Here is a 25,006-nt window from a genome sequence, read left to right as displayed (position 1 = left end):
TCAGCCGCGGGGTTTGACCGCGTTCACGAACACATCGAGCACCCGGCGGGCCGAATCGCAGTTCTTCCCGCCGGTCGCCGCGATATCCACCGTAGAACTCACGGAGAGAACGCCCTGCCAGCCCGGCTCATACGGAGGAAACAGCCACCGCAGGTAGCACCTGTCCGCATCCTGTTCCGTGATGAGGTATGAATTCCCCACTTTGGTCTTCTGCCCGTCGAGGAATTTCGGATCGGACAGTTGTGAAGCAGTTGCCGAATAGTCTTTTTTGCCCCTCCAGGTGCACTCGTTCAATCCTGAAAATTCGCTTGTCAGAGCACTGTTCGCGGCGTCTTGAAGCGGTTTCTTCAGATCTGGACGGCATAGGTCGGCCTGGCGGAGCGTTTTCTCGACGTTGGGGTATGGCTCCGGATTGCCGCGCAGCTTTGCGAGTACCGCCGTCATGCCTTCGAGCACGATGCTGCATGTGTCCTGTCCAGTTTCAGGCACGGATACGTCAATGCCGAATCCGGGAGTGGCGGGATTGGCAACAGTCAGTCCGCATTCAGAAGAATTATGGTACTGGATCGCGTCCATTGAACCCACCTTCGTCGGCTCTCCTTTTTTGCCGTACAGCGTGGTGCTCAGCAGAAGGATGACCATTTGCTTCGGGTCCTTCTTGAAGTGGAAGGCGCAGCCGGCGAAGAGATCGTCGGCTTGGCCTGGCTCCAACGGCCCGCTTTTCGGCAGCGAATCAGGGCCAAGCAGCTTGCACGGATCGACCCGGCGCAGTGCTGCGGGGCTGAGCGGATCAGGCGGCGGTGGGCTCACCGAGGCCGCGGCAGGATTGTCGTCGCGATTCACCAGAACCACTGTTGTTGCCGCCGCGATCACTATCGCCGTTGCCGCCGCGACAGTCGGAATCAGCCACTTAGGACGTTTCCGGGGCTCCTTCGGCACTGGCAACGCGAGCGCAGTCCTCACCTCAGCCTGCTGCCGCTCGATCATCGTGTGCACCGCTGGCGGCCAAGGCGTCGCGGTGAGCTGGACCGTGCCGAGGAAGTCCAGGATCTGTGCCGTGTTCGGCCGCGACTTCGGGTCCTTCGCCAAGCACGGTTCGACGAGCCGCCGCAGGTCCGGGTGCAGGTTGGTGAGGTCGGGAGCGCTATGGACCACGTTGTACAGCGTCTGAGGAGTGGACGCTCCGGCGAACGGTGCCCGCCCGGTCGCGGCCATCACCACCAGCGCACCGAATGAGAACACGTCGCTGGCGGGCGTCAGCGGAAGACCGTTCGCCTGCTCCGGGGACATGAATCCGGGCGAACCGATGATCGACCCCGTGTGGGTGATGTCGGTGTCGCCTTCGGCGGCTCGGGCGATGCCGAAGTCGATGACCCGCGGGCCGTCCGCGGCGAGGAGGACGTTGCTGGGCTTGAGGTCCCGGTGGATCAGGCCGACTCGGTGGATCTCGGCGAGCGCCGACGCGAGACCGGTCGCGAGAAAGTGCACCGCGCTCAGCGGGAGCGGGCCCGCGGCGTCCACCGCTTCCTTGAGCGAGGGGCCCGCGACGAAAACTGAGGCGAGCCAGGGCAGCGGGGCATCCGGATCGGCGTCCATCACCGCGGCGGTGTACGCACCGGACACCATCCGGGAGGTTTCCACCTCGCGCTTGAATCGAGAACGGAATCCCGGGTCGTGTGCGAATGCCGGATGTACCTGTTTGACCGCGACGAGCCGTCCTTCCCTGGACACCCCGAGCAGCACCCTGCCCATTCCCCCTTCGCCCAGCGAAGCGATCAGGCGGTAGCGCCCGAATTGCCGGGATTCGCCAGGATGCAGCGGCTGCACCGAATACCCTCCATTCCCCGGTCGGGGTCCTCGTGGTCGCGACGCGGGTGGAAGTCCGGGAGAACTGCACACGGCACGCGTCCGAAGTCTTAGAGTAAGCAGGGGAACCGAACCGGTCAGCGCAACGTCCGAACTGGTCGGGAAGCGAGTGTCGCGAAGGGGATGACGAACGGTGCCTGTCTACGACCCGGATTCCATGGCCATTGCCGCCAGGAACGTGGAGAAGCTGAAGGACGAGTTCGAGAAGTCCAAGAAGCATGTCACCGGAGTCGACGACGAGCACGAGAGCCCGTTCGGCACGATGGGCGGATCCCAGGACGTGCACGGCGCGGTCGGCACCTTCAAACAGGGCGTGCACAGCGAGTTCGACGCGGGCGGGAAGCTGATGGAGGCGACTGGGTTCATCCTGCGCAAGGCTGCGGGCCTGATCCAGGAGACCGACCAGGTCCACAAGACCGATCTGACTGTGCACGAAGACCGCTGAGCAGGCACGAGGGGGCAAGAGGATGGCGTTGATCGACTACCCGCCGAACTGGCAGGGCGTTGTCGACAAGGCGAAAAAGGTCGACGGCATCAAGCCGGAAGCCATTGACGCCGCTGGCAAGCAATTCACCGAGGCCTCGAAGCGAGCGGGTGACCACAGCCAGGAGTTCAGGTCGTCAACGGAATCGCTGTCCAGTGGCGTGTGGAAGGGTCCGGCGGCGGACGCCTTCGTCGACTACGTCAGGCAGATCACCAAAGCGGGCGACAAGGTGCAGGGCCATCTCGACGAGGTCGGCAAGGATCTGAGCCAGTTGTCGAGCGACCTCGGCGGGATCAAGACCAAGGTCGGCCACGCGATGGACGAGGCGAAAAAGGCGATCGACGACTGCATCCAAAAGCAGACGAAGGCCGCGCAGGACGCCCAAGCCGCGCAGGCCGCGCACGCGAAAGACGAGAAGAATCCGGCACCCGCGAAGTCGGCTGACCAGATCATCGCCGAGGCGAACACGGCGAACCAGAAAACGGCGAGCGACGCTGAAGCGACGATTGACCCGCTGCTGACCCAGGCCGACGACATGGTCAAGAAGTCGCAGCAGTTGATGCAGACCCAGATCACTGGCGGCTACTCAGAAGTTCCGCTGCCCAACTCGGACGGCACCGTGCCGCAGAGCACCGGCGGTCTGCACACCGGACACGGCGGTGGCGGAAGTGGCGGAGGCGGCGGCCACCACGGCGGCGGTGGCGGTGGCGGCGCGTCCGGTGGCGGCGGTGGTCTCGGCCCGAGCGGCGGTCCGCCCTCCTCGCCTCCGCCCGGCAATGTTCAGCAGTGGATCCAGGAAGCCATCAAGGCACTGCAGGCCGCGGGCGTGAACGTGACCGACGCGGACATCAAGAACATCTGGGCGATCATCCAGCACGAGTCCGGCGGCAACCCCAACGCGATCAACAACTGGGATTCCAATGCCGCCGCGGGCCATCCGTCCAAGGGCCTGATGCAGTGCATCGACTCGACGTTCAACGCGCACAAGCTGCCCGGCCACGACAACATCTACAACCCGGTCGACAACATCATCGCGGGAGTCCGGTACTCGCTCGACCGGTACGGCTCGATGTCCAACGTCCCGGGCATCGCGGCGATGGCGCACGGCGGCGCGTACCGCGGTTACTGACGGCACACCCCGCACGCGGTTCCGCCGGTTAGCCTGGCCGCATGGTCGACATCGGTGCTTTCGGCGGGCCCGCGTTGCGGGCAGGCGTGCCTCCTTTTCACGTGATGGACGTGCTGTCCGCGGCTCAGGCCCGGCAGCGCAGCCACGGCGACCTCATTTCGCTGGCCGCCGGGCAGCCGTCCGTGCCCGCTCCGGCGGCGGTGCTCGAAGCCGCCCAGGAAGCGCTCGGAAAGCACACCCTCGGCTACACCGAGCAGCTCGGCATTCCTGAGCTGCGCGAAGCCGTGGCCGGGCATTACCGGCGCACCTACGACGTCGACGTGGCCGCGTCCGACGTCGTCATGACCACCGGCTCGTCCGGCGGGTTTCTGCTGTCGTTCCTGAGCGCGTTCGACCCGGGCGCGCGGGTCGCGATGGCCCGTCCGGGCTATCCGGCCTACCGGAATCTGCTGAACGTCCTCGGCTGCGAGGTCGTCGAGTTCGCCACGACCGCCGAGACGAATTTCCAGCCGACCGTCGAGCAGCTCGACCGGCTCGGGCCGATCGACGGGCTCATCGTCGCGAGTCCCAGCAACCCCACCGGGACCGTGCTGCCGCCGGGTGAGCTGGCCGCGATTTCCGGCTGGTGCGCGTCGCACGGCGTGCAGTTGATCAGCGACGAGATCTACCACGGCATCTCGTATGGCAAGCAGCTCGATTGCGCCTGGCAGTACGGCCGGGAAGCGCTGGTGCTCGGGTCGTTCTCGAAGTACTTCGCGATGACCGGCTGGCGGCTCGGCTGGATGCTGGTGCCGCAGCGGCTGCACCGCGCGGTCGACGTCCTGACCGGCAACTTCACCATCTGCCCGCCCGCGGTTTCGCAGTACGCGGCCGTCGCGGCGTTCACCCCGAAGTCGTACGCCGAAGCGGACGCGCACGTCGAGCATTACCGGCGCAACCGCGACCTGCTCTTCGCCGGTCTGCGCGAGATCGGCCTCGACAAGCTCGCCCCCGCCGACGGCGCGTTCTACGCCTACGCCGACGTCTCCGAGCACACCACCGACAGCCTCAGCTGGTGCCAGCGCCTGCTCGCCGACACCGGCCTCGCGATCACCCCGGGAATCGACTTCGACCCGGTCGACGGCGGCCGCTACGTGCGGTTTTCCTTCGCCGGCGCGACCGAGGACGTGACCGAGGGGCTGCGCAGGCTCGGCGGCTGGCTGGGGTGAAACCGGTCAGGGGAACCCGGGGATCTCTGGCCATCGGCCGCTGACCTGCTGGTGCGTCGAGGCAGCGTGGTTCCGCCGCGCGGGCTTGAGCGGTCCGGTCAGCCGTGCTGCTCGGGCCAGTCCCATTCGAGCCCGTACCTCCCGGCGCGCAGTCCGAGCATGACGGCGTGCGTGTTGGCCGATTCGCTGATGCGAACAGGTCGTTCGGTCGGGGTCGGATCGCTGAACGGGCGGCGGATCTCCCGGCAGCGGACTGGGACGGCGCCGGGACCGAACTGGGCCTCGATCAGGAATTCCTGGATGGGCAGCCGGAAACTGGCGGTCCAGCTGTTGTCGGACGGCTGTCCCGGCTCGGGGTACAGCTCGATCTCGTATTCGATGACCACGGTTTCGCCACGGCGGAGCGCACTGTCGAAGAGCAGTTCGTTGATCATCAGGTGCTTCTCTTCGCTCACCGACTGGCGGCCCAGCCTGCAGTTGTGCGTCGAGATGAGCGTCGGCCGCCGTCGGGTGCCAGGAGAGAGTTCCAGCAGATTGAGGTCGTGGCTGAGGCCGTCCCGTTCGGCCCGCAGGACGTGCCGGTAGCTGATCCGGTGCACAGCCCGGCCGGAGTCGAGGTGACAGCGCAGGTGCAAGCTGATCCGGCGCAGTCCGTTCTGCGGCGCGATGTCGGCGTCGGTCATCAGCGCCGACAGACCACTGGAGTCCAGCCACTGCTCGTCGGGCGCCGCGGACTCCTCGGCGGCGACTTGCCTGCCCCTCGGCCGGGGCGGTCCCAGCCTGCCGGACAGCCTGCCCATCGGCAGTTCGAGGACGTTCTCGAGCTGGCGCACCGCTTCTATCGACCGGCGTTGTTCGGGCTGGCGGCTGCCGGACTGCCAGTTGCTCAGCGTCGCCAGGCTGACCCGGCTTCCGCGCTCGGTCAGCCTGGCCCGGATGCGTTCCAGGGTGAGGCCGCTGGCATCGATCGCGCCGCGCAGCGTGTCGGCGAAGGAGGGCCCGGCCGGGTCGAGGGAGTCGAAATTGTTCCGCTGGTCGGGACTGTGCCGTGCGTCCGAATAATCGTGGAGCGTCAAACGCGCGTCACCTCCGCTGCGACTCCCCGTGCCGGTGGCACCTTCCCTCGTTCGGAACCCTATCGAGTGAAGGGGGCTAGAAAAAGGTAACGACAAGCGATCGGGAGGAACGTCGTATTTGTTCCGCCCGACCGCTGGTCGCTATTATGCCCGATTAAGGTGAACTATCTGAAATTGTCGATTCTTACTTGGTGAAGGCGCCGGTGCCCTTCGGGGTGCCCAGCCCGGTCGGGCCGTCCCAGCCGGTGCCCGCGTTGCACCACTGCTTGGTGTCGCAGCTGCCGTTGCTGCCCGAGGTGACGTCGGTCAGCTGGTCGGTGTGCGACCACGGGTACTGGGCGGGCCAGTCCTGCGCACCGGGGGTGCCGGCATCGGCGTAGACGCTCGCGATGATCGGCGACGAAGCGCTGGTGCCGCCGACGACCTGCCAACCGCTCTGCTGGAAGGTGTCATACACCGCGACGCCGGTGGCCGGGTCGGCGACCGCGGAGACGTCCGCGATGGCCTTCTTGTCGCAGCCGGTCGCGGCGGTCTGGAAAGCGGGCTTCGCCGCGTAGCTGGAGCAACCCGAGCCCGCGCCCTTCCACGCCGTCTCGGTGTACGAGCCGCCGCTGTTCTTCAGGGTCGTGCCGCCGACGCCGACGGCGTACGGGGAGGACGCCGGCCAGCTCGCGCCGTAGCCGTTGTCACCGCTGGACGCGGTGATCGCCACGCCGGGGTGATTGAAGTGCGCGTCGCCCGCGCCGCCCTCGGACTCGTCGCCGCCCCAGCTGTTGGAGACGAACTTCGCGCCGAGCTTGACCGCGGTGTCCACTGCCTTGCCCAGGTCGTCGGTGCTGGCCTGCTTGGCCTCGACCACGAGGATCTTGGCGTTCGGCGCGGTCGCCGCGATCATGTCGACGTCCAGCGCGGTCTCGACGGCCCAGTCCGGGTCGGCGGCCGGCAGCGGGCTCTCCTGGCCGTCTTCATTCACGATCTGCACGTCGCCCGCGGGCAATCCGAACTGCTTGCGGTAGGCGGCCAAATCTGCTTTGAGAGAGGGGTAATCGCCGGACTCGGTGACGGCGATCGTCTGGCCCGCACCGCCGTCGGCCTTCAGCTGATAGGCGGCTTGCAGCTCTGCGGGGCCGTAGCCGGAGGGAGCGGCGCCGGGGGCGCGCCGGGCCTGCTTGATGTCAGTGCGCACCTGTGCGAAGCAGGACATGTGGCCTGCCGCGCGCACCTGCGCACAGGCGTTTTTCACCGTCGGACCACCGGTGGCCGCGGGGGCGGCGGAGAACTGCTGCGCGGTGGCAGTTCCACCGGCGGTGAGGGCGAGCGCGACGGCGAAGACACCGCCTGCGATCAATTTCTTGCGCATTGATTTTGCTCCCGACTCAGTGGTGAATAATTCACCATTAATAATTGGTCCGGGGTGCCGAATGAACAACGGGCCGATAGTAGGTGTCTTTCAACGGACAGTCGTAAAGCCGTAAAAACCGCATTCCGTGATGTCTCGGCCGGTCCGGTGGCCAAGGGGGTCGGGTTGCTCCGCGGCCTGCCAGCCGGCCGCTCCGGCGGAGCCCGAGCCGGACCCGCTGGACGAGACGACCAGGAGAGCTGGTTCAGGGGGAACCCGGAAAAGACCCTGAACGTTGGCAGGATGGAGAGAGTTTCCGTCGCACGGATGGCACGCTGGAGGGCACCGGGCCGACGTGGCGCGGAAACGGCATCGGAGGAGCCATGTTCTGGAAGATCGTCGGAGCGCTCGTCGTGGCCTGGATCGCCTTCATGGTGCTCGGGTCAGTGATCGGCTTCGTGTTCAAGGCCGTGCTGTGGATCGGCATCATCGGCGGGGTGCTGTTCCTGGGCACCGCGGCCTACGGGGCGATCACCGGGAAGAAGCAGTCGAAGCGCATCAGCCGCTGACCGGCGCCGAACCATACTGAGCACTCGACGGCTCCCGCACCGCGAAGGTGCGGGAGCCGTTCACGGCTCAGGCCAGCGCCGCGCGGGCGGCTTCGGCGCCGTCCCACAGATGCGCGCGGAGTCCGACCGCGCGGGCGCCGTCGATGTTGATCTGGCGGTCGTCGAAGAACAGGCACTCGTCCGGCTTCGCACCCAGTTTGTCCAGCAGCAGCTGGAAAATCTCGGCGTCCGGCTTCGCGACCTTCACGTCTCCGGAGAACAGCGTGTGCTTGAACAGCTTGGACCACTCCTGCTCGCGCACCCAGACGCCGAACGCCGACGGCGCGTTCGACAGCAACGCGAGCGAGGCGCCGGCCTCGGACAGCGACCGCAGCAGGTCCAGCGATCCCGGCGCGAGCTGTCCCCAGCCCGCGACGTCGAGCGCGGTCAGTTCGGCCGACAGCGCGTCGTCCACCTTCGCGCCCACCTGGTCGCCGATCGACGTCCAGTACTCCAGGTCAGGGCAGCCGCGGTCGTACGCGTCGCGCACGCTCCAGTACACCGGCTCGAACGTCTCGAGCGAGACGCCCATGGCGGCGGCCAGCTTCGGCACCGCGGTGGTGCGGACGCTGAGCACCTCGCCGTAGTCGAACACGATCCAGTTGGTCACCCGAGTCCCCCAGGGGTCAGGCACCGGCCTTGATCCGGTGCAGCGCTTCGGTGATGTCAGCGGACGACAGGTCCCGGTGCGTCACGAACCGGACCTTGCCCGCCATGGGCAGAGCCTGAATGCCGAGCGAACCGAGCCAGTTCAGCGCGGTCGGCACGTCCGGCACCCCGGCCAGAACGATATTGGTGTCCGGCGTCCGCACGTCCCAGCCGTGCTCGGACAGGCCGTCTGCCAGCCGCTTCGCGAACTCGTGCGTCTCGGCCAGTTCGTCGACGCGGTCCAGCGCGACCAGACACGCGGCGGCGAGGACCCCGCCTTGACGCACGCCGCCGCCGAGCATCTGCCGCATCCGGCGGGCCTGCTCGACGAACTCGACGCTGCCGGCGACGACCGAGCCGACCGGCGCGCCGAGGCCCTTGCTGAAGCACGCCGACACGGAGTCCACGCCGACGGTCAGCGCGGCGGGCGGCACCTGCAGCGCGACGGCCGCGTGCCAGATTCGCGCACCGTCGAGGTGCACGGTGAGCCCGGCCTGCTTCGCGACGGACAGCAGTTGCGCGTGCTCGTCCGGCGGAGTGACCGCGCCGCCGGCCGCGTTGTGGGTGTTCTCCAGGCACAACAGCGTGGTGCGAAGCGTGAAGTACGGGCCGGGGTTGCCGATCGCGGCTTCGAGCGTTTCCGGCAGGCACCGGCCGGGGCCCGCGTCGTGTTCGAGGATGTCCGGCATGCCGCCGGCCAGCCAGGCGGCCGAGCCGAGTTCGTTCGTGAGCACGTGCGCGCCGCGGGTGGCGAGGAACCGGTCGCCGCGCTGCAGGTGGACGCTCAGCGCGATCAGGTTCGCCATCGTCCCGCTCGGCGTCCACAGCGCCGCGGGCATGCCGAGCGTCTGCGCGGCCCGGCGCTCGAGCTCGGCGATGGTCGGGTCGGTGCCGATGACGTTGTCGTCGACCTCGGCCTCGGCCATGGCCGCGCGCATGATCGCGTCCGGGCGGGTGACGGTGTCGGAACGGAAGTCGATCAGCTGCCCAGTCATGGTCACAGTCCGATCACATCACACAGGTGGGCGCGGCATCAATGCGACGGGGGGTGGAACGTCTCCGGCCGGACGTGCAACCGTGGACGCCCCCGGATCCGTCCCTTCACCGGACATGGCCAGAGCGGAGCTGCAAAGCGCGTGGACCAGCGCGACGAACAGGAGTTCGCGGAGTACTTCGCCGCGAGGAGGGACGCCGTGCGCCGGACGGCCTACTTGATGTGCGGGGATTGGCACAAAGCCGACGACCTCGCGCAGACGGCGTTCGTCGCGTTGCACCGGAGGTGGAAGAAGATCAGAGACCGCGCGGCGACCGACGCGTACGTGCGCAAGACGCTGGTGCGCGCGGTCATCGACGAGTCTCGCCGTCCGTGGCGGCGGGAGCGGCAGACCGAAGTGCTGCCGGAACCCATGGACGACGGACCGGGGCTCGCCGAACGCGTCGCGACGCGCGAGGACCTGCTCGCGGCGTTGAAGGAAGTGCCGCCGAAGCAGCGGGCGGTGCTGGTGCTGCGGTTCTTCGACGGACTGGACGTCGGGGCCGCGGCGACGGCGCTGGGCTGCAGCGAAGGCAACGTGAAGAGTCAAACGGCGCGCGGGCTGGCGAACCTGCGCCAGGTGCTGGAACGGGAGGTGGAGACCAATGGATGAGCGGGAAGCCGAGACGTTGTTCTCCGCCGCTCCCGGCGAGGTGCCGCCCCCGACGTTCTCGGTGGACGACGTGGTGCGCCGCTCCAAGCGCGAGACGGTGCGCCGGCGCAACCGGATCACCGCTGGCGCCGCGGCCGTAGTGGTGGCTGCCGGGTTCGGCACCTGGGGAATTGTGGGAATTTCGAGCGAGAAGTCTGATTCGATGGCGAATTCCGCGGCCGCGCCAGTGCAACCCGGCGGGTCGGCGGCGCGTCCTTTCAGCAATGGGGATGACTTCCCGGGTCAGCCGTCTCGGCAGGGAGCCGGCGAAACCGGGAGGACCGGCCCTCGGGTCGAAGGCACCTCCGGGTGCGGACGGGTGGACTGGGAGCTCGCCACTGCCCTCGCTGGCGAGCTCCCAGGCCACTTGAACGCCGCGCAGGCTTCCCCAGGCAGCGTTTGTACGACGTCGTCGCGCGGCGCGGGGTTCCCGCTTCCGGACGGGACGATCGGCGCGGCGGTGTTCGCTCGCGGTGCCGCGGTGAATGTGCCCACGCAACCGGCTGGAGCCGTCACCGTGCGTCAGCAAACTGGCAGCGGCGGGACTCTCGTGCTGGTCAGCGTGCCGGGGACGTCCGGGCACCCGGCACCGTACGCAACCGACCTGGCGCGCTTCGCCGCTTCGCTGGCCACCCGGTTCTGATCGGCGGCCTCCGGGGCGGCTGGCAGAATGACCGGACATGACGGCAGCAGCCACCACCCCCAAGGGCGAGCGACGACGGGCAGCGCTCGTCGAGGCCGCCGCTGAGCTGCTGGCCGAGGGCGGCTTCGACGCGGTCCGGCACCGGGCGGTCGCCGAGCGGGCCGGCCTGCCGCTGGCGTCCACGACGTACTACTTCGACTCGCTGGAAGAGCTCGTCACCGCCGCGGTGGAGCACCACGGGCAGACCGAACTGGCCAACGGGCGACGGCAGTTGGACGACCTGACGACCCGGAACCGGGGCGTGCAGGCGACCGTGGAACTCGTGCTGGACATGCTGCTCGGCCCGCAGAGCGGCGACCCGGAAGCCGACGCCGAGGCGGTCCTGCTGCGCTACGAACGCCTGGTCGCCACGGGACGGCGGCCGTACCTGCGGCCGTTGATGCGGACGTTGTCCCAGCAGCTCAACGAACTGCTGACGGAGATCTTCGCCCGCTCCGGGACGCCGGTGGCCAAGGACGAGCTGGACCGGCTGGTCGCGCTCGTGGACGGGGCCGTGGTCAACGCGCTGATCGCGGTCGACCCGGCCCCGCGCGCCGCCGCCGGGCGGATGCTGCGGACGGCGCTCGCGGAGTCCGCTGGCGTCCATTGAGGACAGTCAGCCCGGATACGCCGCGGTGGCGCGGATTTCGATCAGCAGCCCCGGGCTGGCGAGCCCGCTGACGCCGATCATCGACCACGCCGGATAAGGCTCGGCGGTCACCAGGCGCTTCTTGGCCTCCAGGAAACCGGGCAGGTGCTGGTGGATGTCGACGTGATAGCTCGTGATGTCGACCAGCGCGGAGAGGTCGAGGCCTTCCAGACGGAGGATTTCCTCGATCCGGCGGAGCGCGATCTCGGTCTGCTCCTCGACGGTTTCCGCGATCGCCCCGTCCGGGCGGCGGCCGATCGTCCCCGCGATGAACAGGAGATTTCCCGCGCGGACCGCGGCCGAGTAACCGAAGCGGGTGAAGGCGGACGCCCCGGACGGCCCGAAAACCTCGGAGTCCTCGGGGATTTTGAGGGAGTGCATGGGGATTCCTTTCTCAGTTGCCCCAGCGGGAGGTGCGGGCAGCACGCTCCAACCGGGTTTCGCCGTCGGTCGCACGCTCGCGCAAGAAATCAGCGGGAGTGGACGGCACGGGCGCGTTTTTCGGATTTTTCGCGGCCTGCGCGACGATCGCGTCGGTGAGCGAGCGGACCATCTCCAGCCGGGGGTAAGCGGCGTGGATCGTCGCGGCCTGCTCGTCGGTGACGGCTTCGACGTACTCGGCGCCGATCGGGCCGCCGAAGTCGACGGCGACCCCGGCGTGGACGAGCACACACAGTTGGCCGCGGTGCTGCACGATCCCTGGGGAGGTGTGCAGGGCGATGGCTTGCCAGACCTGGTCGGCGTCCGCGACGGGAATCCCTTGTTTGACAAGGAATCCGGCCGCACGTTCGGCACCTTCGACCTCGAAGCGTTCCACGTGCGGGCCGTCCGGCGCCACGCCGATGTCGTGCATGACGCACGCGGCGAAGAGCAGGTCGTCGTCGTAGCCGGACAACGCGAGCCGATTGGCGACCAGCCGGGCGAACAGGTAGGTGCGGACGCTGTGGTTGAACACCGACCGCGATTCCAGCGGTCGGACGACCTCGATGACGGCGTCCGCCAGCGGAGTCGCGGGCAGGGTGGCAACCGCGTCCGGAAGGAGTTCGGTCATGCCTTCAACCCTGGCCCGCAACGCCCTGACCTGGCGAGTGGCAAGTTTGCCGTACTTCGATAGAATCTTGCCATGACGGTGCATCGAGTCGCGGTGCTGGCACTCGACGGGGTCCTGCCGCTCGACTTGGCGATCCCGGCGCAGGTGTTTCACGCCCGGCCGCAAACGCATTACGACATGACGCTGTGCGCGCTCGCCCCGAAGGTCGCCACCAGCGCCGGGTTCGAGCTGGCGGCCGAAGGCGGGATCGAGGAGCTGCGCGCGGCGGACACAGTGATCGTGCCGGGCTACGACCCGATCCGGGAGACCCCGGAAGCGGCGGTCGAGCTGCTGGCCGAGGCGCGCGACCGGGGACGGCGAGTGGTGTCCATCTGCACCGGCGCGTTCGCGTTGGCCGCGGCCGGAATTCTCGACGGCCTGCACGCGACGACGCATTGGGAATATATCGACGAATTCGAGCGGGAGTACCCCTCGGTCCAGGTCGACCGGGATGTCCTCTACGTCGATGAGGGCGACGTGCTCACCTCGGCCGGCGTCTGCTGCGGCATCGACCTGTGCCTGCACATCGTGCGCCGCGACCTAGGCGCTGCGGTCGCGAATCGAATCGCGCGCGGGCTGGTCGCCGCGCCGCATCGGGAGGGCGGACAGGCGCAGTACGTCCCCGCTCCGCTCGCGGACGCTGGCGACGCTTCACTGTCCGCCACGCGGGAATGGGCGTTGCAGCGACTGGACGAATCGCTCAGCATTCGCCTGCTCGCCCGGCACGCGGAGATGTCGCAGCGGACTTTCCTGCGCCGCTTCGCTGAAGAAACCGGGACGACTCCGTTGCAGTGGCTGCTCAACGCGCGGCTCGGCAAAGCGCGGGAACTGCTGGAGTCCACGGAGCATTCAGTGGACCGGGTGGCGCGGGATTGCGGTCTCGGCACCCCGGCCAACCTGCGGCTGCACTTCCGGCGGGTGCTCGGGACCACGCCGACTGCTTACCGGCGAGCTTTTACTTCCTGACCTGTCCTCTTGGCGTCGGCGGCCGATTTCACCAGCAGCTCCAGCATCGCGGTCTCCGCGCCGACCGGGTCGTGCGCGGCGATGGCGTCCAGCACCCGGCGGTGGCTCGGCACCGGATCGTCGGTGGGACCGGCGCTGTGGACGAGTTTGTCCCGCTCTGCCAGGCCGATCGCGATGACGCGTTCGATCTGGAGCAGGAAGTTGTTGTGCGCGGCGGTCAACAGGCCGCGGTGAAACGCCAGGTCCGCCTCGATACTCGCTTCCAGATCCGGTGCCGCAACCATCGCATCGAGTGCGGACTCAAGCGCAGCAAGGTCCTCGGCGGTCGCGCGTTCCGCCGCCATCCGCGCCGCGGCGGGCTCGACCACAGCGCGTACCTCGGCCAATTCGTCCAGCAGACCGGCGTTTCCGCGTGCGGTGGTTTGCCAGCGCATGACGTCGGCGTCGAGAAGCTGCCAGTTCTCGCGCGGTTGCACGAAGGTGCCGTGCTTCTGCCGCGCGCCGATCATTCCCTTTGCTGCCAACACCTTCAACGCTTCGCGCAGCGCAGTGAGACTGATGTCCAGCTCCTCGCGCAGCGCCGGAAGGTCCAGCACCATGCCCTCGCGCCATTCGCCGGACAGAATGCGCGCGGCGAGCGTTTCCACGGTCTGTCCGTGCAGGCCGCGAGGGCGATGGTCGGTCACCGGAGCGGGAGCACGCACGTCGGGGAACCGGTCGGGTACTTGCGGACCTCCGCGTTTCCCAAGTCTTTCAACGGAAAGACGGAAATGACGTCGTCCCGGAACGCGGCGGTGTAGCACGTTCCGTCTGCCACCGCGAAGTTCCACGGATAAGCGCCGCACGGCTGGTCGACGGTCGCGCGCAGCGGATCTCCGGCGAACGAAGTGATGCACTCCGGCCCGCGGTTCGACAGGTAGATCCCGGATTCGAGCACTTCCAGGTGCGCCACCAGGGATTCGCTACCGGCCGCCGTCGCCGGAGTCGCCGCGACGAACTCGAACTCTCCCGGCGACGTCTCCCGCATCGTGATCAGCTCACCGGACAGTTCTCCTGCCACGTAAGCGATTCCATCCGTGCTGCGCACGAGCTGCCGCGGTCCCGTTCCCGGCGGCAGCGACGAAACGGCCAGCGGAGTCAGTTTTCCTTCCGGCGACAGGGTGTAGCTGCGGATCTCGTCGGTGCCGAGGTCGACGGCGCTCACCACGGAACTGTCCGCTGAGGACGCCGCCATGTGGACGTGCGGGCCTTCCTGCCGGTCGGCGCGCGGCCCGCTCCCGGTGTGCTGCACGAGGTCCGTGCGGCCCGCGATCCGGCCGTCCGGGCGCAGGGCGAACACGGCGAGGCTGCCGCCGCCGTAGTTGGCGCACAACAGGAATCGGCCGTCCGGCGTCACCGCGAGGTGGCACGGGCTGGCCCCGCCGGATTCGACCACGTCGAGCGCGACCAGGCCGTCGGCGACCGAAACGGAGGTGATTTCGCCGTAGCTCGTCTCGTTGACCGCGTACACCATCGGCAGCGCGGGATGCTGGGTCAGCCAGGTCGGCGACACCATCGGCAACGTCGAATCCGCGATCAGCTCGCCGCCGGAGCGTCGGAAAACCGTGATTCCCGTGCCGTTTCCGCCGGTTTCGGCGGTACGGCAGCCGACGAGTACGACGTCGCTCACGAGCTCTCCCTCACCAATGCGGCCACTCTGGCCCGGATGTCCTCCGACGAACCACGGGTCAGCGCCGACCCGATCCCGCAGGCGACCGCGCCCGCGTCGAGCCAGAGTGGCACGTCCTCGGGGGCGATTCCACCCGTCGGCACGAGTGGAGCCTGCGGAAGCGCGGCGCGTACGTCCTTAATCCATTGCGGACCGAGCGCGGAAGCCGGGAAAACCTTTACGGCGTCAGCACCTTCCTCCATCGCGCGTACGATTTCGGTGACTGAGCCAGTGCCCGGAAGCGCCGCGACGCCGTACCGATGAGCGGTACGCAACACCTCGGTGTGCAACGACGGTGACACGAGAAACTGGGCCCCCGCACGGATCGCGGCCGTCGCGGACGACTCGTCCAGCACCGTGCCCGCCCCGATCGTGGCGTCCGGATACGCGGCGGCCAGCTCCTCGATCGCGACGAGCGCACCCGCGTTCGTGAGCGGGACTTCGACCGACTTCAACCCCGCGTCGAGCACCGCTCGTGCGGCGGCGACGGCCGAGGCGGCGTCCGCTGTCCGCACGATCCCGACGACGCCCTGGCGCACCGCTTCGCGCGTGATCTCCCACCGGTATCCCATGGCTGCCAGCCTAGCAGGCAAATTATAAATTACTAATTATTCTTGACGGGGTCGCGGGCGTCCCGGCATGCTTCCGAACCATGCGCACTGCCGTGGTGACCGGCGCGGCGTCCGGGATCGGAGCCGCGACCGCCCTCCAGCTCGAAGCCGACGGCTACCGGGTGATCGGCGTCGACCTCGCCCCGGTGCCCGGCGGCGTGCAGGGCGACGTGACCGAAGACGAGACGTGGCAACGAGTTCTCGATCTTGCCGGCGAAGTCGACGCCGTGGTCAGCAACGCGTATCTGCCGACTTCGGGCCCGCTGCACGAAACCGACCGCGCGCAATGGCAACGACAGCTGGACGTCAATCTCACCGCGTCGTACCTGGCCGTGCGGGCCTGTCTGCCGTCGCTGCGATCTCGGCGCGGCTCTGTGGTGCTGGTTTCCTCGGTACACGCGCGGTTCGGCCTGCCCGGCCACCCGGCTTACGCGGCCAGCAAAGGCGCTTTGGTTTCCCTGGCCCGGCAATTGGCCGTCGAGTACGCACCGGAAGTCCGGGTGAATTCGGTGCTTCCCGGCCCGGTCGAGACCGAAGCGTGGGACCGGATCAGCGCGGAGGACCGCGAACGCAGCGTTCGCGCGACGCCCGCCGGACGGCTCGGCGACCCGGCCGAAATCGCCGCGGTGATCGCGTTCCTGCTCTCGCCCGCGGCGTCGTTCGTCACGGGCGCCGAGCTGACCGTCGACGGCGGCTGGTCGGCCGCTAAGGATTCCGCTTAGTCCGTTTGGAGGCACTGTGCAGATCACCGGGGTCGAGACCTTCCTGGTCGCGCCGCGCTGGTTGTTCCTGAAGGTCAGCACCGACGAGGGCATCGCCGGCTGGGGCGAACCGGTCGTGGAAGGCCGCGCCGGGACCGTTCGCGCGGCCGTGCACGAGCTGGCCGAGCTGGTCGTCGGGAAGGATCCGCTGCGCATCGAGGACCACTGGCAGGTCCTGCGCCGCGGCGGTTTCTATCGCGGCGGACCGGTGCTCTCCAGCGCGCTCGCCGGGTTCGACCAGGCGCTGTGGGACATCGCGGGCAAGGCGCGAAACGCTCCGGTGCACGAGCTGCTCGGCGGTCCGGTGCGCGATCGCGTGCGGGTGTATTCGTGGGTTGGCGGAGACCGTCCGTCGGGGATCTTCGACGCGGTGTCCGCGCAGGTCGAGCGTGGTTTTACCGCGGTGAAGATGAACGGCACCGGCCCGCTTGGACCGATCGTCACGCCTGCCGAAGCGCAGGCCGTGCTGGCCCGCGCCCGGGAGGCCCGCGAGGCGCTCGGACCCGACCGCGACCTCGCGATCGACTTCCACGGCCGCGTCTCGCCCGCGATGGCGCGACGGCTGGTGAAGATGCTCGAAGAAGTACAGCCGATGTTCGTCGAGGAGCCGGTGCTGCCGGAACTGCCCGCCGACGTGCTGAAATCGGTGGTCGAGGCCTCCACGGTCCCGATCGCGCTCGGGGAACGGCTGTTCTCGCGCTGGGAATTCAAACCGGTGCTGGACGCGGGCGTGGCCGTGGTGCAGCCGGACCCGTCGCACGCGGGCGGCATCTCGGAACTGCGCCGCATCGCCGCGCAGGCCGAGGTGTACGGCGCGAGCCTCGCCCCGCACTGCCCGCTCGGCCCGATCTCGCTGGCCGCCGCGCTGCAGGTGGCGTTCGCGACGCCGAACTTCCTGATCCAGGAACAAAGCCTCGGCATGCACTATCACGACGGCCGCGAGCCGGTCGCGTATCTCGCCGACGACGCGTTGTTCCGCTTCGTCGACGGGTACGCCGCGCGCCCGACCGCGCCTGGCCTCGGCATCGAAGTGGACGAGGAGGCCGTGCGTCGCGCTGATGAGACTGGGCACGCCTGGCGGTCGCCGGTGTGGCGGCTTCCCGACGGCAGCCTCACGGAGTGGTGACCGCCCCGCTGACCTGCGCAGGTATCGTGGCCCCGTGACGCTCAAGCCCAGCATTCCGAACGTGCTCGCCGCCCGCTACGCCTCGCCTGAGCTGGTGGCGCTCTGGTCGCCCGAACGCAAGGTCGTGCTCGAGCGGCGGCTGTGGCTCGCCGTGCTGCGGGCTCAGGCCGAGCTGGGCGTCGAGGTGCCCGAAGGCGTGGTCGAAGACTACGAGCGCGTGGTCGAGCAGGTCGACCTCGAATCGATCGCCGCCCGCGAACGCGTTACCCGGCACGACGTGAAGGCCCGGATCGAGGAGTTCAACGCCCTCGCCGGGCACGAGCACGTGCACAAGGGCATGACCTCGCGCGACCTCACCGAGAACGTTGAGCAGCTGCAGCAGTTGCGCTCGCTGGAGCTGGTCCGCAGCCGCGTCGCCGCGGTGCTGTCGCGGCTGGCCGCGCTCGCCGTCGAGCACTCCGACCTGGTGATGGCCGGCCGCTCGCACAACGTCGCCGCGCAGGCGACCACGCTCGGCAAGCGCTTCGCGACCGCCGCCGACGAGCTGCTCGTCGCGTTCTCCCGGCTGGACAACCTGATCGAGCGTTACCCGCTGCGCGGCATCAAGGGTCCGGTCGGCACCGCGCAGGACATGCTCGACCTGCTCGGCGACGAGTCCACTTTGGACCAGCTGGAGACGAAGATCGCCGAGCACCTCGGCTTCGGCAACCGGTTCGTCAGCGTCGGCCAGGTGTACCCGCGCTCGCTCGACTTCGACGTGCTGTCCACTGTGGTCCAGCTTGCCGCCGCGCCGTCCAGCCTCGCCAAGACGATCCGGCTGATGGCCGGGCACGAGCTGGTCACCGAGGGCTTCAAGCCGGGCCAGGTCGGGTCGTCGGCCATGCCGCACAAGATGAACACCCGGTCCTGCGAGCGCGTCAACGGCCTCGCGGTGGTGCTGCGCGGCTACCTGTCGATGATCGGCGAGCTGGCCGGCGACCAGTGGAACGAGGGCGACGTCTCGGATTCCGTGGTGCGCCGCGTCGCGCTGCCGGACGCGTTCTTCGCGCTCGACGGCCTGCTCGAGACCTTCCTCACCGTGCTCGGCGAATTCGGCGCGTTCCCGGCCGTCGTCGAGCGTGAGCTTGATCGCTATCTCCCGTTCCTCGCGACCACGAAGGTGCTCATGGCGTCGGTGCGCCGGGGCGTCGGGCGTGAGACGGCTCACGAGGCCATCAAGGAGAACGCCGTCGGCGTCGCCCTCGCGATGCGCGAACGCGGCGCGGAGAACGACCTCCTTGACCGGCTCGCGGCCGACGAACGCCTCCCGCTCGACCGCGCTGACCTGGACGAACTCCTCGCCGACCGGATCTCGTTCACCGGCGTGGCCCCGCGTCAGGTCGAAGAAGTCGCGGCGCGCGTCGAGGACGTGCTCAAGCGATTCCCGGACGCCGCGCAGTACGCGCCGCAGCCGATTCTGTGAGTGCGCGCACGCCGTCCACGTGCTGAGACGGCATTACTCGATCGGGCGAAGCTTTTAGTCTTCGTGCCGAACCCGGAAGCGCCAGGCCGCCACCCCGCGGCCTGGCGCTTCTTGTCTGCGCACCCCGGATATTCAGGAAGAAGTCATGAGAAAGATCCTCAGCACGCTCGCCGTCGTTGTCGCCGCCACCGCGGGCCTTACGGCGTGCGGATCCTCGGACGCTTCCGGGGAAACCCTGCGCGTCGGCACCCTCACCGACGCCCCGCCCAGCATCTACCTCGAGAACGGCCAGTTCACCGGGTACGACAACGAACTCCTCCGGGACATCGCCAAGCGCGAGGGCTTCAAGGTCGACTTCGTCGGCACCGAGTTCTCCGGCCTGCTCGCCAAGGTCGCCGGCGGCCAGCTCGACATCGGCAGCTCGACGATCTCCGCGACCGCCGCGCGCAAGAAGACCGTGGCGTTCAGCAACGGCTACGACACCAGCTACACCACCGTGGTCAGCAAGAAGGGCGCCGCGCTGCCCGCCGCGAACTCGTTCGCGGGCAAGCGGGTCGGCGTCGTGCAGGGTTCGGTGCAGGACGAGTTCGCCGGCAAGCTCGCCGGTGCGCAGGTGGTCCGGTTCCCGGACTACAACGCCGGTTTCGCGCAGCTGAAGACCGGCGGTCTCGACGGCTGGGTCGTGCCGAAGGACATCGGGCAGAAGTACATCGACCAGAACCCGACGCTCCCGCTCGAATTCGGCTACACCGTCGCGGACAAGGACACCCCGTCCGCCTTCGCGGTCGCCAAGTCGAACCCCGAGCTGCTGAAGAAGATCAACGACGGTCTGGCGAAGGCGATCGCCGACGGCACCGCGGCCCGGCTGCACGCGCAGTTCTTCAAGGAGGCTCCGGTCGCGAAGGAGCTGGAGAAGGGCGGCCCGGGCCTCCCGGTGGCGAACTCCTGATGCCGGGGCACACTGGTGGCATGAAAAAACTGATCGTCACCGCCTTCACGGCGGCACTGGTCGCCGGTCTCACCGCGTGCGGTGGCGACGGCGGCGAGACCCTGCGGGTCGGCACGCTGAGCGATTCGCGGCCCAACGCGTATCAGGAGAACGGCCAATTCACCGGCTTCGACAACGAGCTGCTGAAGGATGTCGCCGCGAAAGAGGGCCTGAAGCTGGAATTCGTAGCGACCGATTTCTCGGCGCTGCTCGGCAGCGTCGCGAACGGCCGGTTCGACATCGGCAGCTCGGCGATCGCGCAGACCGACGCGCGCAAGAAGACGGTGGCGTTCAGCGATCCGTACAACTACCAGTCGCTCGGCATCGAGGCGAAGGCGACCGCGGGCATCACCGACGAGAACTCGTTGGCGGGCAAGCGGATCGGCGTGGTGCAGGGCACGGTGTCGGACACCTGGCTGGCCTCGAACGCGCCGAAGGCGCAGGCGGTCCGGTTCCCGAACGACGCGGCGGCGCTGAGCGCGCTGAACTCCGCGGCGGTCGACGGCGCGGTGTTCGACCAGGTGTCCGCGGAGGACTACGCGACGAAGAACCCCGCGCTGAAGGTCACGAAGGCGATCACCACCAACATTCCGCACGGGTACGCCGTGAAGAAGGGCAACACCGACCTGCTGGCCAAGCTGAACGACGGCATCAAGAAGGCCGTCGCGGACGGTACTTGGGCCAAGGTGCACCAGCAGTTCGAGCCGAGCATTCCGGTTCCCGCGGACTTCAAGACGAAGTAGCCTGATGGATCAGTTTTTCGACACTTTCCTGAACTGGCAGTACATCTGGGAGGTTTTCCCGGACCTGCTCAAGACCGGCCTGCTGAACACCCTGATCCTGTCGGTGGCGGCGGCTATCATCGGGACCCTGCTCGGCATGGTGCTCGCGGTGATGGGTCTTTCCACCAAACGCTGGCTGCGCTGGCCCGCGCGGGTGTACACGGACATTTTCCGTGGCCTGCCCGCGATCCTGACGATCCTGGTGATCGGACAGGGCGTCGGCCTGCTCGCTCGCGGTTTGGTGGGCAACAACCCGTACCCGCTGGGCATCGCCGCGCTGAGCCTGATCGCCGCCGCCTACATCGGCGAGATCTTCCGCGCGGGCATTCAGAGCGTCGACAAGGGACAGCTGGAGGCGAGCCGCGCGCTCGGCATGAGCTATTCCAAGGCGATGCTGCTGGTGGTGATCCCGCAGGGCGTGCGGCGGGTGCTGCCCGCGCTGGTGAACCAGTTCATCGCGCTGGTGAAGGACTCGACCCTGGTGTACTTCCTCGGTTTCCTTACCTCGCAACGGGAACTGTTCCGCATCGGCCAGGACCTCGCGGCGAACACGGGCAACTTGTCGCCGCTGGTGGCCGCCGGGGTCGTCTACCTGGTGATCACGGTTCCGCTGACGCACCTGGTGAACTACATCGACAAGCGGCTGCAGACCGGTCGCAAGGTGACCGCGGAGAGCAACGAAATGCTCGCGGGTGGGACGGTATGAGTACAGCGATTCGTTCGTCTTCGGTGGAACTGAAGGACATCCACGTCCGATTCGGGACGCTGGAGGTCCTGCGCGGGGTGAACCTGAAGGTGCCGAGCGGGAGCACCACGTGCGTGATCGGCCCGTCCGGTTCCGGAAAGTCGACCTTGCTGCGCTGCGTGAACCGCCTGCAGGAGCCCGATAGCGGCGACCTGCTGCTGGACGGGAAAAGCGTCATCGCCTCGGATCCGGACGCGCTGCGCCAGCGCGTCGGGATGGTCTTCCAGCACTTCAACCTGTTCGGGCATCGAAGCGTGCTGGACAACATCGTGCTCCCGCTGCGCAGCGTGCGCGGTCTGTCCAAAGAGGACGCTGCCGAGGTCGCCCGGGCGCGCCTGGCGGAAGTCGGCCTCGCGGACAAGGCCCCCTACCGCCCGGCCGCGTTGTCCGGTGGCCAGCAACAGCGGGTGGCGATCGCCCGGGCGCTGGCGATGGAACCGGAAGTGATGCTCTTCGACGAGGCCACGAGTGCGCTGGACCCGGAGTTGGTCAAGGGCGTCCTTGACCTGATGGCTGGGCTGGCTTCGCGGGGTCTCACGTTGATCGTGGTGACGCACGAGATGGGATTCGCCCGGAGCGTGGCCGACGAGGTCGCGTTCATGGACGCGGGACGGATCGTGGAGCAGGGGACGCCGGAGCAGGTGTTCGAGGCGCCGGCTAGTCCTCGGTTGCAGCAGTTCCTGTCACAGGTGTTGTAAGGCCAAGGTACGTGAGGGGAACCCTGAGGGAATCAGATTCCCTCAGGGTTCCCCTCACGTACGTTCGTCGGAACGCAACCCCCGCGGGATGGCTGCGCCGCCCCGTCCCCTTCGGACGAACAGGTACCGTGATCCTCATGGGGACGATCTCGCAGCTCACGTATTACCCGGTCAAAGGCTGCGCTGGCACCACAGTCCAGTCCGCCGCCGTAACCCCAGCCGGTCTCGCGCACGATCGTGAATTCATGGTCACCGCCCCCGACGGCGACTTCCGCAGCCAGCGCCGCTCCCCGATCATGGCCGCCATCCGACCCCGCGTCCTGGACGACGGCACCCGCCTCACCTTGTCCGCGCCGGGGATCGAAGACCTGACCATCGAAGTCCAGAAGGACGGCCAGCGGCACCCCGCGGCCACCTTCAACTGGACCGGCGAAGGCGTCCACCAGGGCGCCGACGCCGCCGAGTGGTTCTCCACCGTCGTGGGGCAGCCGTCCGTGCTTCTCGGGGTGACGCCGGAACACGACCGGGTGACAAGCGGCGAGACCGCCGGCACCGCGGGGTTCGCCGACGGGCACGCGATCCTCGTGATCTCCGAGTCCTCTTTGGACCACCTGAACGAACGCATCGCCGAGCGCGGGGCCGAACCCGTGCCGATGGACCGCTTCCGGCCGAATCTCGTGATCCGCGGCTGGGCGGAGCCGCACGCCGAGGACTCCGTCCGGCGGATGGAAGCCGGCGGGGCCGAGTTCGCCTACGCGAAGCTGTGCGTGCGCTGCGCGGTGCCGATGGTCGACCAGGAAACCGGCAAGCGCTCCGGCCCGGAGCCGATTCGCTCGCTGGCGGCGTACCACCGCGATCCCGACGGCGGCGTCCTCTTCGGCATGAAGGCGGCGGTGACCAGGCCCGGTCAACTGGCGGTCGGCGACGCGGTGATGGTGCATTCCTCGGTCGGTCCGATCCGCAGCACCGAAGCCGCCGAGCCGCCGTTGACCGCGACGGCCAGCTTGCCTGCCGAGTCGGTGTAGACGAGGTTCGCGCCACGGGGCACGTCGGCGAAGGTCCGGCCGATCGCGGCGGACACCGCGACGTGCTCGCTGTGCACCGTCACCTCACCGGTCAACCCGGTTAGATCGAGGTCAGCGGGGGTGGCGGCGAGCTGGACGTTGCCGAAGTGGTCGACGGTCAGCACGTCCGAGACGAGCTTGCCCGGGAACGCGGCGACCAGCGGTTCCGGCAATCGCACCAAGTCGCGGATGGCGGGCCCGAAGGAACCGGGGTGTGCGCCCATCGCGAGCCGCGCGGCTGTCGGGGCGAAGATGTCTCGGCCGTGAAAGGTCGCGGACGTCGGCGTGCGCACATCGATCACGTACGCCGCGTACACGCCGCCTAGCGCCTCTGCGGCGGGCAGCAGCAGACCGTTGTCCGGGCCGACCAAGATGCCGTGCGTCGCGACCACCACGATGCCGCGACGCTCCGTACCGACGCCTGGGTCGACGACAGCGAGGTGCACGGCTTTAGGCAGCGACGGCACGGTCTGCGCGAGCACTGCCGCGCCTGAGCGCACCTGCTGCGGCGGTACGAGGTGAGTGACGTCGAGAACGCGTACGTCGGGCGCGATGCCGGCGATGACCCCGTGGCAGGCCGCCACGAAGCCGTCGTGCAGCCCGTAGTCGGAGGTGAACGAAATCCAGCGGTAGGCCATGACCTGCATCATCCTCGTAGTGACGGCCGTCGGGTTAGGGTGCAGCGGTGACGACGCTCGCCGATTACCCGAAGATCGCCGCTGGAAAAGTCCGGGACCTGTACGCGGTCGGAGACGACCACCTGCTGCTGGTCACCTCGGACCGCATCTCCGCCTACGACTTCATCCTGGACACGCCCATCCCCGACAAGGGCCGCGTGCTCACGGCGATGAGCGTGTTCTGGTTCGAGCAGTTGTCGGACCTGATCCCGAACCACCTTGTCGCGTACGACGACCCGCGCATCCCCGCGGAGGTACGCGGACGCGCGCTGCTCGTACGCCGTCTCGACATGCTTCCGGTGGAAGCCGTCGCGCGCGGGTACCTCACGGGGTCCGGATACTCGGACTACCAGCGTACGGGCGCAGTGTGCGGCGTCGAGCTGCCCGAAGGTCTCGTGGAGGCCTCGAAGCTGCCGTCGCCGATCTTCACGCCCGCGACGAAGGCGGCGTTCGGCGAGCACGACGAGAACGTTTCGTTCGACGCAGTGGTCGCGACTATCGGTGCGAAGCGCGCGGAGGAGCTACGCGAGGCGACGCTCGCGGTGTACCGCCGTGGCGCGGAAGTGGCGGCGAAGCGCGGAATCCTGCTGGCGGACACGAAGTTCGAGTTCGGGGTGGACGAGACGGGCGCGCTGGTGCTGGCGGACGAAGTGCTGACGCCGGATTCGTCGCGGTACTGGCCGGCGGAGGGGTACGAGCCGGGAAGGGTGCAGCCGTCGTTCGACAAGCAGTACGTGCGCAATTGGCTGACGGGGCCGGAGTCGGGCTGGGACAGGGCGTCGAACGTGCAGCCGCCGCCGTTGCCGGGGGAAGTGGTGGAGGCGACGAGGGGAAGGTACGTGGAGGCGTACGAGAGGATGACGGGGTTGTCGCTGGAGGAGTGGCTGTAGGACAGGGGGAGAGCGAAGGCCCCAGGGGAGAGAACCCCGAAAACTGTCGGCACCCCCTGACACA

28 protein-coding genes are annotated in these 25,006 nt (G+C 68.3%); 17 read left to right on the top strand and 11 right to left on the bottom strand.

What is annotated here, in order from left to right:
* Positions 1-1,827 carry a serine/threonine-protein kinase gene (locus ABD156_RS03855; RefSeq protein WP_344266412.1) on the bottom strand — a complete coding sequence of 609 codons (1,827 nt, stop codon included), beginning with the start codon at positions 1,825-1,827 and terminating at the stop codon, positions 1-3.
* Positions 1,828-1,999: 172 nt separating this feature from the next.
* On the opposite strand from ABD156_RS03855, the gene ABD156_RS03850 reads away from it, so the two are divergent.
* From ABD156_RS03850 to ABD156_RS03840, 3 genes are read left to right on the top strand one after another with little or no spacing between them, the layout of a single operon-like run.
* Positions 2,000-2,311 (top strand): hypothetical protein, encoded by a 312-nt coding sequence (locus tag ABD156_RS03850; RefSeq protein WP_344266409.1) that lies wholly within the window; start codon positions 2,000-2,002, stop codon positions 2,309-2,311.
* A 22-nt stretch (positions 2,312-2,333) separates the two neighbouring features.
* Positions 2,334-3,479: a transglycosylase SLT domain-containing protein gene (locus ABD156_RS03845; RefSeq protein WP_344266406.1), complete on the top strand. Its 1,146-nt coding sequence runs from the start codon at positions 2,334-2,336 to the stop codon at positions 3,477-3,479.
* A 41-nt stretch (positions 3,480-3,520) separates the two neighbouring features.
* Positions 3,521-4,687, top strand: a complete 1,167-nt coding sequence (locus tag ABD156_RS03840) for a pyridoxal phosphate-dependent aminotransferase (protein ID WP_344266403.1) — start codon at positions 3,521-3,523, stop codon at positions 4,685-4,687.
* A 98-nt stretch (positions 4,688-4,785) separates the two neighbouring features.
* On the opposite strand, the gene ABD156_RS03835 is transcribed toward ABD156_RS03840, so the two are convergent.
* Both ABD156_RS03835 and ABD156_RS03830 read right to left on the bottom strand, forming a co-directional pair.
* A complete protein-coding gene (locus tag ABD156_RS03835) occupies positions 4,786-5,763 on the bottom strand; it encodes a hypothetical protein (protein ID WP_344266400.1) in 978 nt (325 codons plus the stop codon).
* A gap of 184 nt (positions 5,764-5,947) precedes the next feature.
* Positions 5,948-7,123 carry a S53 family peptidase gene (locus tag ABD156_RS03830; RefSeq protein WP_344266397.1) on the bottom strand — a complete coding sequence of 392 codons (1,176 nt, stop codon included), beginning with the start codon at positions 7,121-7,123 and terminating at the stop codon, positions 5,948-5,950.
* A 362-nt stretch (positions 7,124-7,485) separates the two neighbouring features.
* Between ABD156_RS03830 and ABD156_RS03825 the strand changes: the two genes are divergently transcribed.
* On the top strand, positions 7,486-7,671 hold the full coding sequence (locus ABD156_RS03825; RefSeq protein ID WP_344266394.1) for a hypothetical protein: 186 nt from the start codon (positions 7,486-7,488) through the stop codon (positions 7,669-7,671).
* A gap of 67 nt (positions 7,672-7,738) precedes the next feature.
* Here the strand turns inward: ABD156_RS03825 and ABD156_RS03820 are convergent, their stop codons facing one another.
* Both ABD156_RS03820 and ABD156_RS03815 read right to left on the bottom strand, forming a co-directional pair.
* A complete protein-coding gene (locus ABD156_RS03820; protein ID WP_344266391.1) occupies positions 7,739-8,320 on the bottom strand; it encodes an HAD family hydrolase in 582 nt (193 codons plus the stop codon).
* Between the two features lie 16 nt (positions 8,321-8,336).
* A complete protein-coding gene (locus ABD156_RS03815; RefSeq protein WP_344266388.1) occupies positions 8,337-9,353 on the bottom strand; it encodes a threonine aldolase family protein in 1,017 nt (338 codons plus the stop codon).
* Positions 9,354-9,494: 141 nt separating this feature from the next.
* Between ABD156_RS03815 and ABD156_RS03810 the strand changes: the two genes are divergently transcribed.
* Genes ABD156_RS03810 through ABD156_RS03800 form a run of 3 tightly spaced genes read left to right on the top strand, consistent with a single transcriptional unit; the run spans position 9,495 to position 11,335 of the window.
* The gene (locus ABD156_RS03810) at positions 9,495-10,004 is read left to right on the top strand and encodes a SigE family RNA polymerase sigma factor (RefSeq protein ID WP_344266385.1); all 510 of its coding nucleotides are present in this window, start codon (positions 9,495-9,497) and stop codon (positions 10,002-10,004) included.
* A complete protein-coding gene (locus ABD156_RS03805; RefSeq protein WP_344266382.1) occupies positions 9,997-10,686 on the top strand; it encodes a hypothetical protein in 690 nt (229 codons plus the stop codon). The genes ABD156_RS03810 and ABD156_RS03805 overlap by 8 nt, the downstream gene beginning before the upstream one ends.
* A 37-nt stretch (positions 10,687-10,723) precedes the next feature.
* A complete protein-coding gene (locus ABD156_RS03800; RefSeq protein ID WP_344266380.1) occupies positions 10,724-11,335 on the top strand; it encodes a TetR/AcrR family transcriptional regulator in 612 nt (203 codons plus the stop codon).
* A 6-nt stretch (positions 11,336-11,341) separates the two neighbouring features.
* Here the strand turns inward: ABD156_RS03800 and ABD156_RS03795 are convergent, their stop codons facing one another.
* Both ABD156_RS03795 and ABD156_RS03790 read right to left on the bottom strand, forming a co-directional pair.
* On the bottom strand, positions 11,342-11,755 hold the full coding sequence (locus tag ABD156_RS03795; protein WP_344266377.1) for a RidA family protein: 414 nt from the start codon (positions 11,753-11,755) through the stop codon (positions 11,342-11,344).
* Positions 11,756-11,768: 13 nt separating this feature from the next.
* The gene (locus ABD156_RS03790; RefSeq protein ID WP_344266374.1) at positions 11,769-12,425 is read right to left on the bottom strand and encodes an HD domain-containing protein; all 657 of its coding nucleotides are present in this window, start codon (positions 12,423-12,425) and stop codon (positions 11,769-11,771) included.
* 72 nt (positions 12,426-12,497) lie between these two features.
* Between ABD156_RS03790 and ABD156_RS03785 the strand changes: the two genes are divergently transcribed.
* Positions 12,498-13,430, top strand: coding sequence for a GlxA family transcriptional regulator (locus tag ABD156_RS03785; protein WP_344266371.1), 933 nt, complete (start codon positions 12,498-12,500; stop codon positions 13,428-13,430).
* On the opposite strand, the gene ABD156_RS03780 is transcribed toward ABD156_RS03785, so the two are convergent.
* Genes ABD156_RS03780 through ABD156_RS03770 form a run of 3 tightly spaced genes read right to left on the bottom strand, consistent with a single transcriptional unit; the run spans position 13,406 to position 15,710 of the window.
* The gene (locus tag ABD156_RS03780) at positions 13,406-14,116 is read right to left on the bottom strand and encodes a FadR/GntR family transcriptional regulator (RefSeq protein ID WP_344266368.1); all 711 of its coding nucleotides are present in this window, start codon (positions 14,114-14,116) and stop codon (positions 13,406-13,408) included. The two genes, ABD156_RS03785 and ABD156_RS03780, sit on opposite strands and share 25 nt — an antisense overlap.
* Positions 14,113-15,099, bottom strand: a complete 987-nt coding sequence (locus ABD156_RS03775; RefSeq protein ID WP_344266365.1) for a lactonase family protein — start codon at positions 15,097-15,099, stop codon at positions 14,113-14,115. The genes ABD156_RS03780 and ABD156_RS03775 overlap by 4 nt, the downstream gene beginning before the upstream one ends.
* Positions 15,096-15,710 carry a bifunctional 4-hydroxy-2-oxoglutarate aldolase/2-dehydro-3-deoxy-phosphogluconate aldolase gene (locus ABD156_RS03770; RefSeq protein WP_344266362.1) on the bottom strand — a complete coding sequence of 205 codons (615 nt, stop codon included), beginning with the start codon at positions 15,708-15,710 and terminating at the stop codon, positions 15,096-15,098. Before ABD156_RS03770 ends, ABD156_RS03775 begins: the two co-directional genes overlap by 4 nt.
* Positions 15,711-15,790: 80 nt before the next feature.
* On the opposite strand from ABD156_RS03770, the gene ABD156_RS03765 reads away from it, so the two are divergent.
* From ABD156_RS03765 to ABD156_RS03730, 8 genes are all read left to right on the top strand, one after another.
* Entirely contained in the window at positions 15,791-16,471 is a 681-nt protein-coding gene (locus tag ABD156_RS03765) for an SDR family NAD(P)-dependent oxidoreductase (RefSeq protein WP_344266359.1), read from the top strand.
* Positions 16,472-16,487: 16 nt separating this feature from the next.
* On the top strand, positions 16,488-17,636 hold the full coding sequence (dgoD, locus tag ABD156_RS03760; protein WP_344266356.1) for a galactonate dehydratase: 1,149 nt from the start codon (positions 16,488-16,490) through the stop codon (positions 17,634-17,636).
* A gap of 34 nt (positions 17,637-17,670) precedes the next feature.
* Positions 17,671-19,098, top strand: a complete 1,428-nt coding sequence (gene purB, locus ABD156_RS03755) for an adenylosuccinate lyase (RefSeq protein ID WP_344266353.1) — start codon at positions 17,671-17,673, stop codon at positions 19,096-19,098.
* A gap of 145 nt (positions 19,099-19,243) precedes the next feature.
* The gene (locus tag ABD156_RS03750; protein ID WP_344266350.1) at positions 19,244-20,047 is read left to right on the top strand and encodes a substrate-binding periplasmic protein; all 804 of its coding nucleotides are present in this window, start codon (positions 19,244-19,246) and stop codon (positions 20,045-20,047) included.
* Between the two features lie 20 nt (positions 20,048-20,067).
* Positions 20,068-20,829 carry an ABC transporter substrate-binding protein gene (locus tag ABD156_RS03745; RefSeq protein ID WP_344266347.1) on the top strand — a complete coding sequence of 254 codons (762 nt, stop codon included), beginning with the start codon at positions 20,068-20,070 and terminating at the stop codon, positions 20,827-20,829.
* A gap of 4 nt (positions 20,830-20,833) precedes the next feature.
* Positions 20,834-21,574 (top strand): amino acid ABC transporter permease, encoded by a 741-nt coding sequence (locus ABD156_RS03740; RefSeq protein WP_344266344.1) that lies wholly within the window; start codon positions 20,834-20,836, stop codon positions 21,572-21,574.
* Complete coding sequence (locus tag ABD156_RS03735) at positions 21,571-22,311, top strand: amino acid ABC transporter ATP-binding protein (RefSeq protein ID WP_344266341.1); 741 nt, start codon at positions 21,571-21,573, stop codon at positions 22,309-22,311. Before ABD156_RS03740 ends, ABD156_RS03735 begins: the two co-directional genes overlap by 4 nt.
* Positions 22,312-22,448: 137 nt before the next feature.
* A complete protein-coding gene (locus ABD156_RS03730; RefSeq protein WP_344266339.1) occupies positions 22,449-23,336 on the top strand; it encodes an MOSC domain-containing protein in 888 nt (295 codons plus the stop codon).
* Here the strand turns inward: ABD156_RS03730 and ABD156_RS03725 are convergent.
* A complete protein-coding gene (locus ABD156_RS03725) occupies positions 23,219-24,013 on the bottom strand; it encodes an SAM hydrolase/SAM-dependent halogenase family protein (RefSeq protein ID WP_344266337.1) in 795 nt (264 codons plus the stop codon). The genes ABD156_RS03730 and ABD156_RS03725 overlap by 118 nt on opposite strands.
* 47 nt (positions 24,014-24,060) lie before the next feature.
* Here ABD156_RS03725 and ABD156_RS03720 point away from each other — a divergent pair, with 47 nt between their 5' ends.
* Complete coding sequence (locus ABD156_RS03720; protein WP_344266334.1) at positions 24,061-24,942, top strand: phosphoribosylaminoimidazolesuccinocarboxamide synthase; 882 nt, start codon at positions 24,061-24,063, stop codon at positions 24,940-24,942.
* Positions 24,943-25,006 lie beyond the last annotated feature (64 nt).

This window comes from Amycolatopsis albidoflavus (assembly GCF_039525725.1).
Lineage (GTDB): Bacteria > Actinomycetota > Actinomycetes > Mycobacteriales > Pseudonocardiaceae > Amycolatopsis > Amycolatopsis albidoflava.
The sequence above is the reverse complement of the archived record's forward strand: the minus strand, read 5'-3'. Positions and strand labels throughout refer to the sequence as shown.

What these genes read in the sequence shown, in the direction of transcription:
- ABD156_RS03845 (WP_344266406.1), top strand. Translation starts at nt 2,334, where the DNA reads ATGGCGTTGATCGACTACCCGCCGAACTGGCAGGGCGTTGTCGACAAG.
- ABD156_RS03840 (WP_344266403.1), top strand. Translation starts at nt 3,521, where the DNA reads ATGGTCGACATCGGTGCTTTCGGCGGGCCCGCGTTGCGGGCAGGCGTG.
- ABD156_RS03830 (WP_344266397.1), bottom strand. Translation starts at nt 7,123, where the DNA reads ATGCGCAAGAAATTGATCGCAGGCGGTGTCTTCGCCGTCGCGCTCGCC.
- ABD156_RS03825 (WP_344266394.1), top strand. Translation starts at nt 7,486, where the DNA reads ATGTTCTGGAAGATCGTCGGAGCGCTCGTCGTGGCCTGGATCGCCTTC.
- ABD156_RS03815 (WP_344266388.1), bottom strand. Translation starts at nt 9,353, where the DNA reads ATGACTGGGCAGCTGATCGACTTCCGTTCCGACACCGTCACCCGCCCG.
- ABD156_RS03805 (WP_344266382.1), top strand. Translation starts at nt 9,997, where the DNA reads ATGGATGAGCGGGAAGCCGAGACGTTGTTCTCCGCCGCTCCCGGCGAG.
- ABD156_RS03800 (WP_344266380.1), top strand. Translation starts at nt 10,724, where the DNA reads ATGACGGCAGCAGCCACCACCCCCAAGGGCGAGCGACGACGGGCAGCG.
- ABD156_RS03795 (WP_344266377.1), bottom strand. Translation starts at nt 11,755, where the DNA reads ATGCACTCCCTCAAAATCCCCGAGGACTCCGAGGTTTTCGGGCCGTCC.
- ABD156_RS03790 (WP_344266374.1), bottom strand. Translation starts at nt 12,425, where the DNA reads ATGACCGAACTCCTTCCGGACGCGGTTGCCACCCTGCCCGCGACTCCG.
- ABD156_RS03785 (WP_344266371.1), top strand. Translation starts at nt 12,498, where the DNA reads ATGACGGTGCATCGAGTCGCGGTGCTGGCACTCGACGGGGTCCTGCCG.
- ABD156_RS03770 (WP_344266362.1), bottom strand. Translation starts at nt 15,710, where the DNA reads ATGGGATACCGGTGGGAGATCACGCGCGAAGCGGTGCGCCAGGGCGTC.
- ABD156_RS03765 (WP_344266359.1), top strand. Translation starts at nt 15,791, where the DNA reads ATGCGCACTGCCGTGGTGACCGGCGCGGCGTCCGGGATCGGAGCCGCG.
- ABD156_RS03750 (WP_344266350.1), top strand. Translation starts at nt 19,244, where the DNA reads ATGAGAAAGATCCTCAGCACGCTCGCCGTCGTTGTCGCCGCCACCGCG.
- ABD156_RS03745 (WP_344266347.1), top strand. Translation starts at nt 20,068, where the DNA reads ATGAAAAAACTGATCGTCACCGCCTTCACGGCGGCACTGGTCGCCGGT.
- ABD156_RS03740 (WP_344266344.1), top strand. Translation starts at nt 20,834, where the DNA reads ATGGATCAGTTTTTCGACACTTTCCTGAACTGGCAGTACATCTGGGAG.
- ABD156_RS03735 (WP_344266341.1), top strand. Translation starts at nt 21,571, where the DNA reads ATGAGTACAGCGATTCGTTCGTCTTCGGTGGAACTGAAGGACATCCAC.
- ABD156_RS03730 (WP_344266339.1), top strand. Translation starts at nt 22,449, where the DNA reads ATGGGGACGATCTCGCAGCTCACGTATTACCCGGTCAAAGGCTGCGCT.
- ABD156_RS03725 (WP_344266337.1), bottom strand. Translation starts at nt 24,013, where the DNA reads ATGGCCTACCGCTGGATTTCGTTCACCTCCGACTACGGGCTGCACGAC.